The organism is Micromonospora profundi (assembly GCF_011927785.1).
Lineage (GTDB): Bacteria > Actinomycetota > Actinomycetes > Mycobacteriales > Micromonosporaceae > Micromonospora > Micromonospora profundi.
Map to the genome: position 1 here is coordinate 6,071,139 of NZ_JAATJK010000001.1, position 13,079 is coordinate 6,084,217.

Sequence of the window (13,079 nt, forward strand, 5' to 3'; positions counted from 1 at the left end):
GGTCCGACCGGACCGGGCGCCGGAGCGGACGTACTGCCAGGGCTGGTCATGCGGCCTCTTCTCGATGTGATCCGTTGCTCGGGATGGTGACCTGGATGTGGCACCCGGGTGCGGAGCCCTTCGCGGTTCCGGCGGGGTCGAGGACGCGGATCTGGCCGCCGTGAAGCTCGACGACCCACCGGGCGATGGCCAGGCCCAGCCCGGTCCCACCGCCGGCCGCCCGGTCGCCGCGGGTGAACCGCTCGAACACCCGGGAACGTTCGGCCGACGGGATGCCCTGCCCCTCGTCGCTCACCTCGAAGTGGAGTTGCCCGGCGTGTTCGTCGGCGCTCACCCGTACGGTGCCGCCGGGCGGGCTGTGCCGCGCCGCGTTGTCCAGCAGGTTCGCGAACACCTGGTGCAGCCGCCACGGGTCGGCGTGCACTGTCAGCGGCGCCGCCAGCTCGCTGAGCCGGAACTGCACGTCCAGCCCCGCGCCTGCCGCGCTGGCGGTGGCGTGCTCCACAGCCTCGTCGAGGAAGTCCCCCACGTCGATGCGGACCCGGCGCAACGGCACCACCCCTGCGTCGAGGCGGGACAGGTCGAGCAGGTCGGCGACGAGGTGGCCCAGACGCTGGGTCTGGGACAGCGCCGCGCGCAGCGCCGCCGGCTCGGGCTCGGCCACCCCGTCCACCATGTTCTCCAGAACGCCCTGCAACGCGGTGATCGGCGTACGCAGCTCGTGCGAGACGTTCGCGATCAGCTCGCGTCGGCGCTGGTCTGCGGCGTGCAGATCCTCGGCCATCTTGTTGAACGCCTGGGCCAGCTCACCGACCTCGTCACGGGACGTGGCGCGTACCCGTCGGGTGTAGTCGCCGCGGGCCATCGCCCCGGCGGCGGCGGTCATCTCGCGCAGCGGTGAGGTCATCCCGTGGGCGAGCACCTGGGAGGTGACGAGCGCGATGCAGATGACCGTGATCGACGTGCCCGGCGGGAGCCAGCCGATGCCGTACCAGAAGTAGCCGATGGCCACAGCCCAGGAGGCGACCAGCAGGACACCGAGCTTCATCTTGATCGAGCGGACCGGATCCAGCGGGCGGGGGAGCACCCGATCGAGCCAGTCATGCACCCGATCCAGCCAGCTGATCACGCGGGCACCTCCAGGGCGTACCCGACGCCGTGGACGGTCCGGATCAGGTCGGCGCCGAGCTTGCGGCGCAACGCCTTGACGTGGCTGTCCACGGTGCGGGTACCGCTGCCGTCTGCCCATCCCCAGACCTCGGCGAGCAGCCGTTCCCGGGGAAGGACCGTGCGCGGCCGGCCCGCGAGGTGGACCAGGAGGTCGAACTCGGTAGGCGTGAGGTGAACGTCCGCGCCGGACCGGCGTACCCGCCGCTCGGCTTCGTTGATCTCGATGTCGCCGAGGCGGATGGCCGGTGGGGCGGGGGCGGCGGCCCGTTCCACCCGGCGCAGCAGCACGTGTACCCGGGCGGCCAGCTCGCGCATCGAGAACGGCTTGGTGAGGTAGTCGTCAGCGCCGACCGCGAGCCCGACCAACAGGTCGGTCTCGTCGTCGCGGGCGGTGAGCATCAGCACCGGCACCGGCCGGACGGCCTGGATCCGCCTGCACACCTCCAGGCCGTCGAAGCCGGGCAGCATCACGTCGAGTACGACGAGGTCGGGCTGCCCGGTCCGGAACCGCTCGACAGCGCTCGGGCCGTCCGTGGCGATCTCCACCAGGAAGCCCTCGGCGCGGAGGCGGGCGGCGACCGACTCGGCGATGGTGCGTTCGTCCTCGACCACCAGGACGCGGCGTTCCTTCATGGGCTCTGACTGTAGGGAGCCGCCGTGGAGATCAGTGGGTCGCGTTGTGAATAACCTGTGGAGAACGGCTCACCCCTGTGGATAACTCCAGGGGTGAGCCGATCGGCCGAACAACCGCAGGTCAGTCCAGGCCGACGCGCTCCGGACGGGCCGAGGCGGAGCCGAGCCAGGTGTGCGGGTTGCCGTACCAGCACCAGCCCAGCTTCGGGGCGCCCTGACTGATCCACAGCGCCGGCACCCGCTTGTCGCCGCAGCGGGAGCCGACGAGCGAGAAGCACTTGTTGCTGGCCAGCGCCGCCGGGTACAGCGTGATGAAGGCGAGCCCCTCGTCGATTGTGAGCGGCAGCCGACCCTGTGCGGTCATCCCGTCCAGCGCCACGGCCGGCGCGAGGTTGCGGAACTCCTCGCCCCGGTCGACGTCGAAGAGCAGGTACGCCGGCCCGGCCGGCACCTCCAACTCCTTGATCGGGTTGAAGCGCGGCAGGTCGTCCTCCGCGTAGTGGTGGTCGACGAAGCCGGGCTTGCGCTTGCCGACAAGTGTGGTGAGTTCGAGGCGGGCCTCCACAGCGATCAGGTCCCGGGTGATGACAAGCAGGAACGGCACCCGGGCGTCGGTGGGCGCCGGCAGGCCCTGGGCACCCTTGACGGCCTGGGCCCGCAGCGGGGCGACCAGGTCGCGGAAGGTGCTCTCCGGCAGCTCGGCCAGGGCGGGGTAGCCCAGTTCCACGAGCCGGTCGAGTTGGCGGTCGAATTCGGTTTCGACGTCGAACAGAGTCTCGGTCACGGCACAGCCTCCCGGAAGTCGTACGGCCTAGCGTACAACGTACGGGAAGGTTGGTGTCATTCCCGAATCAGCGACTCCAGTCCTGCTTGGCCGCCCTGACCAGCTTGTCCTTCAACTCCCGGGTGTGCCGCCGGCTCACCGGCAGCTCGGTGGAGTCGACAACCACCACGTAACCGGAGTTGACAAGGCGCAGCTCGGCGATCAACTTCAACTGCACGAGGTACGACCGGTGGACGCGCACGAAGCCCGCATCGGCCCACCGCTCCGCGAGCGTTGCCAGCGAGACCCGCACCAGGTGAGACCCCTCCGCTGTGTGCAGCCGGGCGTAGTCCCCCTGCGCCTCCACCCAACGCACCGCCGAGCGCGGCAGCATGCGGGTGGTCCCGGCCAGCTCGATGGGGATCGTCGGATCCTCCTCGGCGCGGGCCAGCGCCGCCGGATGCGACGGCACCACCCGTGAGCCGATCACCCGGCGCAGGGACTCGGCCAGCCGCTCGGCACGTACCGGCTTGCGGACGTAGTCGGTGGCACCCAGGTCGAACGCGTCCACCGCGCCGTCGTCGTACGCGGTGACGAACACGATCGCCGGTGGCCGGGCGAACCGGCGCAGCACCCGGGCCAACTCCATACCGTCCAGGCCGGGCATCCGGATGTCCAGGAAGACCACGTCCACGTCGCCGTCGCGGAGCAACCGCAGTGCCTCGGTGGCGTCCCCGGCGGTGTGCAGCCGGGCCACCCGAGGGTCGGCCCGCAGGTGGTACGCCAACTCGTCGAGCGCGGGCGGCTCGTCGTCCACCGCCAGGACCCGCAGGAAGCCAGTGGTCACGAGCCGGCCCGTACACCGGGGTGGAACTTCGGCACCCGCATGCTCACCTTCGTGCCCGACCCCAGACCCGTCTCGACGACCAGGCCGAAGCGGTCCCCGAAGACCGACCGCAGCCGCTCGTCGACGTTGGAGAGGCCAACGTGCTGGCCCGTGTCGTCGCCCGGGTCTGCGGTGGCGCGGGCCAGTTCGGCGATGCCGGCGGTCAGCGCGGTCGGATCCATTCCCACCCCGTCGTCCTCCACGGTTATGTGGCACTCGGCGCCCGCGTCCCGGGCCTCGATGCTCACCATGCCCGTGCCCGGCTTGCGGGACAACCCGTGCCGCACCGCGTTCTCCACCAACGGTTGCAGACAGAGAAACGGCAGCGTCACAGGCAGCACCTCCGGAGCGATCTGCAACCGCACCTGCAACCGGTCACCGAACCGCGCCCGCTCGATCGTCAGATACCTGTCGATCGACCGCAGTTCCTCGGCGAGGGTGGTGAACTCCCCGTGCGCCCGGAACGAGTACCTGGTGAACTCCGCGAACTCCAGGATCAGCTCCCGCGCCCGCTCGGGGTCGGTGCGGACGAACGAGCCGATAGCGGTAAGCGCGTTGTAGATGAAGTGCGGGCTGATCTGCGCCCGCAGGGCACGGATCTCGGCGCGTGCCAGCCGCTCCCGCGACGAGTCCAGCTCGGCCAGCGCGAGCTGGTTACCGGCCCAGTGCGCGGTCTCCAGGGTGGCCTGCACCAAGCCGGGTGCCGGTGGGCTGTCCGCGATCGCCAAGAGAGCCCCGACCACCCGGCTGTCCGGCCCGTGCAGCGGCGCCACCACCGCCCCCCGGACCGGGCAGTCGACCCGGTCGCACCGCAGGTCGGCCTCCCCGAGCACTGTCGAACGCCCGGTGGCCACCGCCCGCTGGGCCGCCGCGAGCAGTTGCTCGCCGTGGTGCGTGCCACGCCCGTCGAGGGCGAGCACCTGCTCGGCGTCGGTGAGAGCCAGCCCGGCCGCCCCCACCAGGGCCCGCAGATGGCGTACGGCCTTCGCCGCGCCAGCCGCGCTCAGCCCAGCCCGCAGCGGCTCGGCCGCCAACCCGGCGGTGTGCAGCACCTCGTAGGTTGCCCGCTGGGTGGCGGTGGCGATGCCGCGTCGGGCACGCAGCCGCAACACCGCCAGCAGGGCAGCGGTTAGCGCTGTCACCAGTGAGACGACGCCGACGACGGCGGAGAGGTTGCCACCCACGCAGCGATCCTGGCCTCTCCGGCCCGCCAGGCCAAGCCCTAGTACGCGCCCTTGCGGGCGAGCACCACCCCGACGGTGCGCCAGAGGATGCTCAGGTCGTACGCCAGCGACCAGTTGTCGACGTAGTAGAGGTCGAGCCGGACAGCCTCGTCCCAGGACAGGTCGGAGCGGCCGGAGACCTGCCACAGGCCGGTCATGCCGGGGCGGACCAGCAGCCGGCGTCGTACGTCGCCGAGGAAGTCGCCGTCGTCGGCGGGCAACGGGCGGGGCCCGACAAGCGACATCTCGCCCCAGAGCACGTTGATCAACTGCGGCAGTTCGTCGAGCGAGGACGCCCGCAGGAAGCGACCCACCGGGAAGACCCGGGGATCCTCCTTCATCTTGAACAGCATGCCGTCGGTCTCGTTCTGGTCGGTCAGGCTGGCCAGGCGGTCCTCGGCGTCGACGTACATGGTCCGGAACTTCCACACCCGGAACGTGCGCCCCTCGTGCCCCACGCGGGGCTGGCGGAAGAAGACCGGCCCGGGGTCGGAGATCCGGATCGCCACGGCGATGGCGACGAAGAGCGGGATCAGCAGCAGCAGGCCGAGGCCGGCGGCCACCCGGTCCATGAGGTTCTTGGCAAGCAGCGCCGGCCCGGAGAGGGTCGGCTCCTCGACGTACAGCAGCGGCAGACCCTCGATCGGCCGGATGTGCACGCGAGGGCCGGCGATGTCGGTCAACTGCGGAGCGACCACCAGGTCGACGCCGGAGCCCTCCAGCTGCCAGGCCAGCCGGCGCAACTCGCCCGGCTCGGCGCTGGCCGACCCGCAGACCGCGATGGTGTCCCCGCCGACCTCCCGGACCAGTGCCAGGACGTCGCGCCCGGCGTGCACAGGCACCGGAGTGGGCATCCCGCGCGCAGCCGCGTACCCGTCGGTGATGTGGATGGCGACGGGCACCAGCCCGGCGGCCGGGCTGCGGGTGACAGCCGCGTACACCTCCAGGCACTCCGGCAGGGTGCCCACCAGCACCATCCGGTGGGCGGCCTGACCGGCCCGCCGACGGATGTAGTGCAGCGCCCAGCGGGCCACGAAACGGCCCCACAGGATCAGCAGAAGCGCCCCGAGCAGCGCCGTGCCGACCGTCCACCGCGACAGCGCGGTCTTGGTGGCGAAGGCGAGGAAGGAGACGCTTGCCGCGACAGTGACGGCGGCCCGGATGACCCGCTTGAACTCGTCCGGCCCGAGCCCCAGATAGCGCCGGTCATAGGCCCGGTTGCTCCAGAGGATGACCACCCAGCCCAGCGGCAGCAGCAGGTAGGAGACGGTGTGGAACCAGGTCGGATCCTGGTGGGTGCCGGAGAAACCGGAGGCGGCCTGGTCGAACAGTTGGATCGCGATCCAACTGGCGAACGCCGCCGAGCCGAAGTCGAGCAGCAGCAGGATCGCGATGTAGGGGCGGTGCCAACGGGAGACACGACGGCGCGCCCTGGTCCACGCCGACCGAGGGACGCCGTTGTGTGACGGCGGCGTCGGCGGCTGGATCTCGAAGCTGTCGACGTGCCGCACGAGTCTGCTCCGGCCTTCGTTGGTTACCGGGCGCTGGAGGCTTGTCGTCACCTCACCCATGTCCTCCCGCATGACACGTGCCGCTCACTCGCCGTGAGGGCCCGGGTCGCCCACCGTCCCAGTCTCCCACGCGGACTCCGACCGGTCGCCGCCCCGAAAGAGATTGGCGACCGATGGTGACGATGGGATCTGGCCGGCTCCGCACCATTTCAGAAGCCGGGGACCGGGCCACTATACCGATGGATACGCGTGTGGCGAGAACGGTGGACCGGAGCTTTCAGCCCAGTCGGGTCGATTCCGCTCTGTAGTCGCCGCGTTGAGCTACTCACCGTACGAGTCGGGACAACCGTCGGTCAGCGAGCGGTTTGCCGCCGGTCTGACACGTCGGGCAGTACTGCAGGCTCGAATCGGCGAACGACACCTCTCGCACCGTGTCCCCGCACACCGGGCAGGGCAGCCCGTTGCGGGCGTGCACCTTCAGGCCGGCGCGCTTCTCACCCTTCAGCTCCGCCGCGCGCTGCCCGACGGAACGCTCGACCGCGTCGCCGAGCACCTGCCGCGTCGCCGCGTGCAGGGCGGCGAGCTGGGCGTCCGTGAGCCGGTCGGTGATCGCGAACGGAGACAGCTTCGCGGCGTGCAGGATCTCATCGGAGTACGCGTTTCCCACCCCGGAGAGCACCGACTGGTCGGTCAGCACCCCTTTGACCTGCCCGCGCCGGCTGCGCAGCCGCTCGGTGAACGTGGGCAGGTCGGCGGCAAGCGCATCCGGGCCGAGCTTGGCCACGCCGGGCACCGCCGCAGGGTCGGTGACCAGGTACGCGGCCAGCTTCTTCTGGGTGCCGGCCTCGGTCAGGTCGAAGCCGGAGCCGTCGTCGAGGCGGACCCGTACCGCGATCGGACCCTTGCCGGGGCGCAGCGGCGTCGTGGACGGGAACGCCTCCCGGTAGTGCAGCCAGCCGGCCCGCGCCAGGTGGACCACGAGATGCAGATCACCCTCGATGAGTACGTCGAGGAACTTGCCGTGCCGGCGGGCGTCGACGACAGCCCGGCCGGCGACCGCGGACGGTGCCGGGTCGTACGTCTTCAGGGCGCTTATCGCGGCGATCTCCAGCCGGTCGACACGCCGCCCCACCGCGCGCTGTCGCAGGTAACCCGCGAGCGCCTCAACCTCCGGTAGTTCGGGCACGACACAACGGTAGCCTTCTTTCCCGTGAGAATCGTGGTGGCACACAACCGGTACCGGGAAGCTCAGCCCTCCGGCGAGAACACGATCGTCGACTCGGAGATCGCCCAGCTCACCGCTGCCGGGGTCGAGGTGCTGCCGTTCATCCGCAGCTCCGACGAGATCCCGTCGATGTCGAAGGCGGCCAAGGCGCTGCTGCCGATCTCGCCGATCTGGGCGCCGCGTGCCCAGCAGGACCTGAGCCGGCTGCTCACCGAGCATCGGCCGGACGTGTTGCACCTGCACAACCCGTACCCTCTGATCTCGCCCTGGGTGGTGCGGACCGCGCACAAGCACGGCGTGCCTGTGGTGCAGACGGTGCACAACTACCGGCAGGTCTGCTCCTCGGGGATCTACTTCCGCGACGGCGTGATCTGCCAGGACTGCAAGGGTCGGGCGCTGGGCATACCGGCGATCAAGCACCGCTGCTACCGCGACTCGGCCGCACAGTCCGCGCTGATGGCGACGACCCTGGCCGTGCACCGCGGCACCTGGCGGTCGGTGGACCGGTACATCGCGCTCACCACGGCGATTGCCGACCACCTGCGCGAGTACGGCATTCCGGACGATCGCATCGTGGTGAAGCCGAACGCCGTGCCCGACCCGGGCCGGCCGGCGCCGCTGGGTGACGGGTTCCTCTACATGGCCCGGCTCTCGCCCGAGAAGGGTGTGGACCTGCTGCTGGACGCCTGGCGTCGACACCCAGTGGGCACGCTCGGCACGCTGCGTATCGCCGGGGACGGGGAGCTGCGTCCGCTGGTGGAGGCCGCCGTCGCCGAGCGACCGGACGTGGTCTACCTCGGCCAGCTCGACCGGGCCGGGGTGCAGGCAGCTGTCGAGGCGAGCGCTGTGGTGATCGCCGCCTCCATGTGGCACGACGTGCTACCGACCGTGATCATCGAGGCGTTGTCCAGTGGCCGGCCGGTACTCGGCACCGCGCTGGGCGGCATCCCGTACCTCGTCGGCGCGGACGCTCCGCACGAGCCCGCCGGCACCGGCCCGGCGGAGGTCGCCTCAGCCGTCGCCGGCCATTACCCGCCACCGGCTGGTCCGCCCGCGGTGCCGGCCGGCCTGGTCAGCGGCACCGCCGGCTGGGTGGTCCCGCCGGACGCGGCCGCGTTGGCCGCCGCGCTCCCGGTCGCGCGGGCCGGTGCCGCCGCGCTCTCCGCACCCGCCCGGCTGCGGTACGAGCAGACGTTCCACCCGGACGTCGTCATCAAGCGGCACCTGGACATCTACGCCGGGGTGACCCGCTCTCGGTGACGGCAGCGGTGCCGGCGACGAAGGCACCGCCCAGCGGTGGTTAGAAAGGGGCCCTTCCTATGCAAGAGGCGATAGTAGGGGGCCCTTCCTTACAGGGAGGCTCGGGCGGAGAAAGCGATGCTGGCCAGCAGGAAGCCGCCGTTGACGATGGTGAACGCCACCATCACCCAGAGGACCAGCGCGGGGGCCACGGCCAGCACCACGGCGGCCACGAAGATCACCGCGCCGTAGTCGCGGACCAGCTTCACCAGGCGGACCGGTAGCGAGGTCGAGGTGACCATGCTTGCCGCGTTGGGGCCGGACTGCATCACCGACGTGACCAGGTTGACCATCCAGGTGCCCGCGAAGGTCGCCACCAGCCAGGTCGGCGTGCCCGGCTCCTGCGCCACCGCCGTCGCGGCGAGCGCGGCCACCAGGGCGATCTGCGCGGCCACGTCGCAGAGAATGTCGATCCGCGCGCCGGCCGGGCTGCCCTGGCCGGTCACCCGGGCGAGCTGCCCGTCGGCGCAGTCCAGGGAGTACGCCACCTGCCAGCCGATCAGGGCGAGCAGACCGACCACCCAGGCCGGTACGTCACCGGCGGCGACCGGCCCGGCGAGCGCCACAACTGTGATCGAGGTGGCCAGTCCGAGCACCAGGTTGGTGAGGGTCAGCGCGGTGGGGCGCAGCCCGAGGCGCTGGGCGACGAGCGCGAAGACGGCGCCCAGCCACTGGCTGATCGACTCGCTGAACAGGCCGCCGCCCCGGTTCACCCGGTGGAAGTCGGCGACGGTGGGACGGGGGTCAGCCAAGCTGGTCGCGGATTGCACCGGCGTAGTCTGCCAGCCGCTCCCGCGTCTCGGTAGGCGACAGCGCCAGGTGTTCGAGGATGGTGTACCGGTCCGGTCGGGTACGCGGCGCGAACTGCACGGCCTCCACGAACTGGTCGTCGGTGAGCGCCACCTCGGCGGGGAGACGCGGCAGACCGTGCCGGGCCAGGCAGGCCGACATCTCCCCGAAGCGGCGCAGGTCCCCGCGCAGCCAGGTGCAGAACAGCGCGCCCAGGCCGGCGAGTTCGCCGTGTGAGGCGGTGCCGGGGAATAGCGAGTCGATGGCGTGCATGATCTCGTGGCAGCCACCGCTGCACGGGCGACTGGTGCCGTCGACAGCCATGGCCAGGCCGCTGGAGATCAACGCCTCGGCCAGCACGATGACGAACGCGTCGTCGGTCATGTCGCCCGGGTGGTTGAGCACCGCCTCGGCGCCCGCCCGGGCCAGCGATGCGGCCAACCCGTCGACCGGCTCACCGCGTACCCGGCGGGCCAGTTCCCAGTCGGCCAGGGCGCTGATGTTGCTGATGACGTCACCGATGCCGGCGCGGTTGTGCCGGTCCGGGCCGCTCTCCACGAAGTCCAGGTCGACGATCACCGCGATGGGGATGTGCACCCCGTAGGAGCCCTTGATCCCGTCGGTGATGAGGCTTGCCACCGGGGAGGCGATCCCGTCGTTGGCGAGGCTTGTCGCCACCGACACCATCGGCAGCCCTCGGCGGGTGGCCGCGTACTTGGCCACGTCAATCGTCTTGCCGCCGCCGATACCGACCACCGCGTCGTACGACCGGGCGCGGAGCTTGCCGCCGAGGTCGTCGGCGGCGTCCAGGGTCGCCCCGGCGACGGTGAACACGTCGGCAGTCCGGAGCGACGGTCGGATCAGCTCCGCGATCTGCGCACCCTGACCCGGGCCTACCACCACCGCGACGTCACCGCCCGCGGAGATCCGCCCGTCGGCAAGGATCGCGCCCAGGTCGGCGACCGCGCCCCGGCGTACGTCGATGTGCAGCGGGGTGAGGACGCTCCGGGCTAGTAGAGGCACGCGATCTCCCGTGCGCGGGCCAGGTCGGCGTGGTTGTCGACCTCGACCCAGGGGACGTCGCCGATCGGTGCGGCCCGCACCTCTCCGCCCCGGTCGGCGAACTCCTGGTAGCCGTCCTCGTAGTAGAGGTTCGGATCACGCCGCCAGGTCGCCTCCAGGGCGTCGGCGAGCGCGTCGGCGACCTGCGGCTCGATGAGCGTGGCGCCGATGTACTCCCCGTACGCCTCGCCAGGATCCATGATCTTGGTGATCCGGGTGAGCTGGCCTGCGGCGTCGAAGGTGGTCTTCATCTCCTCCTCGGCCAACGGCTTGAGCGTGTCCACGGCGAGCAGGATCCCCGGGCCGCGCTCGGCGAGCAGGGTCTTCTCCACGCTCACAGGGTGCACGGTGTCGCCGTTGACGAGCAGCACCCCGCGCGCGAAGTGCTCCCGGGCCAGCCAGAGGGAGTACGCGTTGTTCCACTCCTCGGCCTTGTCGTTGTGCACCAGGGTGAGCGTGACCCCGTACTTCTTCTCCAGCTCCGCCTGGCGGGAGACGACCGCGTCCGCCGCGTAGCCGACCACGATCACGATGTCGGTGAGCCCGACCTCGGCGAGGTTGCCCAGCGCGATGTCCAGGATCGTGATCTCGCCGTCCACCGGCACCAACGCCTTCGGCAGGGTGTCGGTGTACGGGCGCAGCCGGCGTCCTGCTCCGGCCGCGAGCACCAAACCGATCATCGCGACATCCTCCCTCGTCCTGCTCCCGTCACCGGTGGAGGATAGCCCCGGGCGGCCCGGTGACTCCGGTCAACCGGTCAGCCGGGCAGCGCGGCCAGGTCGGCGAGCATTGTCAGTCGCTCGTCCGCGGTGAGGACGGCGTACGGGCCGGCCGCCCGTCGGTCGGTCTCCAACTCGATGGCGAGCCGTTCCGGGCCGGGCGGCAGGGCGGCGACGCTCGACGCGGTGTGCGCGGCGGCCGTCCAGGCGGCGGCGTGCGCGTCGGCCCGGTGGTAGCGCAGCGCGCCGAGCCTGTTGAGCAGGAGCACGCCCGGCGGGGTGCCGTACGGCTCGTGCGGCGGCGCCATCGCGGTGAATGCCGAGTCGCCCCGGTCGCCCTCCTCGTCGGCCAGCACCAGGGCGTACGCCAGCACCCGGCCGAGTGACGCCACCAGCCGCGCCACCCGTTCGTCCTGCCCGGCCCACAGTTCGTCGGTGACCTCCGCGTGCACCTGGTACAGCTCGGTGAGGAAGGCCAGCCCGCGTTCGGTGGCGCAGAGCCCGCCGTCGGGGCGGCGATGGATCATGCCGTAGGCGACCTGCTTGTCGACAGTCCGGCGGCTGACCGCCGGATCGAGGTACCTGGTGACCGCCGCGAACCCGGCTTCGTCGACGATGCCGCCGGGTGCGGCGAGCCTGGTCCGTAGTTCGACCAGGAGGCCGGTGGCGGCCGGCCCGCCGTACCGCTGGCTCAGCTCCGCCCCGCCCCAGTCGTGACCGGCGAGCATTCCGGCGCGGTACGCGCGGTCGACGGCCGGGGCGACCAGACCGGCGGCCCGGTGGGGCGCCAACTCGATGGTGTTCACAGACCGATCGACCGCAGGACGGCGAAGCCCTCCTCCGCGATCCGCCGGATCAGGCCGTCGTTGACGTCGCGGTTCTCGTCCAGCACCGTCACCTCGTGCTCGGCCAGCCAGCGGTACTCGGTGTGCTTGCCGGCCTCAAGCGTCGGGTGGGCGAGGTCGCCGTCGACCCGTACCAGGAAGTCGTGTTCGATCCGGGCCAGGCCGTCGTCGCCGACGTAGTGGTATTCGCCCACCGGGCCGAGAACGTGCGACAGGAGCCAGCCGGTCTCCTCGGTGATCTCCCGGCGGAGTGCCTCGTCGACGTCCTCGCCGGGCTCCAGGTGCCCTCCGACGATGTCCCAACAATTGGGAAAAAGTCGTCGGTGCGGCGACCTGCGCTGGAAGAAGATGCGGCCGTCGTGGTCGACGATCAGCGCGCCGGCGCAGCGCAGGGGGTCGGTGGGCACCGTTTGACAGTAGCGAGCGCTCCGGCGATTCGGCGATGCCGTGGTCTTGTCCAGGAAACATCCACAGACCACCATGTCCCTACCGGATGCCAACGTCGGCAGGGGTGATGCGTGATGCAGGTACGGGAAGCAATGTCCAGCCAGGTTCTCGTCGTCGGTCCGGAGCACACGCTCCGCCAGGCGGCCCAGATGATGTCGGCCCGCGGTGTCGGGTCGGCCGTCGTGATCGACCCGGAGTCCGAGGGGGTCGGGATCATGACCGAACGCGACGTGTTGAAGGCCATCGGCGCGGGCCTCGACTGCGACGTGGAACGCACCCGCTCCCACCTGACCTGGGACGTCGTCTACGCCGGGCCGGAGTGGACGGTCGCCGAGGCAGCCGCCGCGATGGCTCGGGGCGGGTTCCGGCACCTCGTGGTGCTGGACGGCCGGGAGGTCGCCGGCGTGATCTCCGTTAGGGACATCATGCGGGTCTGGGCGGAGAACTCGGCCCTCACCACGAGCTGACCGCTCCATGCGGGTGTGCCCGGCGGAATCGACGGGTAAG

General features: G+C 71.2%; 14 protein-coding genes. 2 read left to right on the forward strand and 12 right to left on the reverse strand.

Annotated features, from left to right (window positions below):
* Positions 1–46: 46 nt before the first annotated feature.
* From F4558_RS27125 to F4558_RS27155, 7 genes are all read right to left on the reverse strand, one after another.
* Positions 47–1,126 (reverse strand): sensor histidine kinase, encoded by a 1,080-nt coding sequence (locus tag F4558_RS27125; RefSeq protein WP_197281397.1) that lies wholly within the window; start codon positions 1,124–1,126, stop codon positions 47–49.
* On the reverse strand, positions 1,126–1,803 hold the full coding sequence (locus F4558_RS27130) for a response regulator transcription factor (protein WP_053651538.1): 678 nt from the start codon (positions 1,801–1,803) through the stop codon (positions 1,126–1,128). Before F4558_RS27130 ends, F4558_RS27125 begins: the two co-directional genes overlap by 1 nt.
* Positions 1,804–1,924: 121 nt before the next feature.
* Complete coding sequence (locus F4558_RS27135; RefSeq protein WP_167946504.1) at positions 1,925–2,587, reverse strand: DUF5701 family protein; 663 nt, start codon at positions 2,585–2,587, stop codon at positions 1,925–1,927.
* Between the two features lie 67 nt (positions 2,588–2,654).
* The gene (locus tag F4558_RS27140) at positions 2,655–3,413 is read right to left on the reverse strand and encodes a LytR/AlgR family response regulator transcription factor (protein WP_053651534.1); all 759 of its coding nucleotides are present in this window, start codon (positions 3,411–3,413) and stop codon (positions 2,655–2,657) included.
* Entirely contained in the window at positions 3,410–4,636 is a 1,227-nt protein-coding gene (locus tag F4558_RS27145; RefSeq protein WP_167946506.1) for a sensor histidine kinase, read from the reverse strand. The genes F4558_RS27140 and F4558_RS27145 overlap by 4 nt, the downstream gene beginning before the upstream one ends.
* Positions 4,637–4,674: 38 nt before the next feature.
* Positions 4,675–6,246, reverse strand: coding sequence for a sugar transferase (locus tag F4558_RS27150; protein ID WP_053652306.1), 1,572 nt, complete (start codon positions 6,244–6,246; stop codon positions 4,675–4,677).
* Positions 6,247–6,511: 265 nt separating this feature from the next.
* Positions 6,512–7,372, reverse strand: a complete 861-nt coding sequence (locus F4558_RS27155) for an Fpg/Nei family DNA glycosylase (protein WP_053651531.1) — start codon at positions 7,370–7,372, stop codon at positions 6,512–6,514.
* A 24-nt stretch (positions 7,373–7,396) separates the two neighbouring features.
* Here F4558_RS27155 and F4558_RS27160 point away from each other — a divergent pair, with 24 nt between their 5' ends.
* Positions 7,397–8,671: a glycosyltransferase gene (locus tag F4558_RS27160; RefSeq protein WP_167946508.1), complete on the forward strand. Its 1,275-nt coding sequence runs from the start codon at positions 7,397–7,399 to the stop codon at positions 8,669–8,671.
* Between the two features lie 89 nt (positions 8,672–8,760).
* Here F4558_RS27160 and F4558_RS27165 read toward each other — a convergent pair whose 3' ends face one another.
* The 5 genes from F4558_RS27165 to F4558_RS27185 all read right to left on the reverse strand — a co-directional run bounded on the left by F4558_RS27165 (position 8,761) and on the right by F4558_RS27185 (position 12,532).
* Complete coding sequence (locus F4558_RS27165; RefSeq protein ID WP_053651527.1) at positions 8,761–9,480, reverse strand: CDP-alcohol phosphatidyltransferase family protein; 720 nt, start codon at positions 9,478–9,480, stop codon at positions 8,761–8,763.
* Entirely contained in the window at positions 9,455–10,522 is a 1,068-nt protein-coding gene (locus F4558_RS27170; RefSeq protein WP_053651525.1) for an iron-containing alcohol dehydrogenase family protein, read from the reverse strand. The genes F4558_RS27165 and F4558_RS27170 overlap by 26 nt, the downstream gene beginning before the upstream one ends.
* On the reverse strand, positions 10,510–11,241 hold the full coding sequence (locus F4558_RS27175) for a phosphocholine cytidylyltransferase family protein (protein ID WP_053651524.1): 732 nt from the start codon (positions 11,239–11,241) through the stop codon (positions 10,510–10,512). Before F4558_RS27175 ends, F4558_RS27170 begins: the two co-directional genes overlap by 13 nt.
* 77 nt (positions 11,242–11,318) lie before the next feature.
* Entirely contained in the window at positions 11,319–12,086 is a 768-nt protein-coding gene (locus F4558_RS27180; protein ID WP_167946510.1) for a hypothetical protein, read from the reverse strand.
* Positions 12,083–12,532, reverse strand: a complete 450-nt coding sequence (locus F4558_RS27185; RefSeq protein WP_053651519.1) for an NUDIX domain-containing protein — start codon at positions 12,530–12,532, stop codon at positions 12,083–12,085. Before F4558_RS27185 ends, F4558_RS27180 begins: the two co-directional genes overlap by 4 nt.
* 114 nt (positions 12,533–12,646) lie before the next feature.
* On the opposite strand from F4558_RS27185, the gene F4558_RS27190 reads away from it, so the two are divergent.
* On the forward strand, positions 12,647–13,039 hold the full coding sequence (locus F4558_RS27190; protein ID WP_053651517.1) for a CBS domain-containing protein: 393 nt from the start codon (positions 12,647–12,649) through the stop codon (positions 13,037–13,039).
* The last annotated feature ends 40 nt before the right edge of the window (positions 13,040–13,079 follow it).

Bases quoted from the DNA above. Each gene is read 5' to 3' on its own strand.
- F4558_RS27130 (WP_053651538.1), bottom strand. From the start codon at position 1,803: ATGAAGGAACGCCGCGTCCTGGTGGTCGAGGACGAACGCACCATCGCC.
- F4558_RS27190 (WP_053651517.1), top strand. From the start codon at position 12,647: ATGCAGGTACGGGAAGCAATGTCCAGCCAGGTTCTCGTCGTCGGTCCG.
- F4558_RS27175 (WP_053651524.1), bottom strand. From the start codon at position 11,241: ATGATCGGTTTGGTGCTCGCGGCCGGAGCAGGACGCCGGCTGCGCCCG.
- F4558_RS27150 (WP_053652306.1), bottom strand. From the start codon at position 6,246: ATGGGTGAGGTGACGACAAGCCTCCAGCGCCCGGTAACCAACGAAGGC.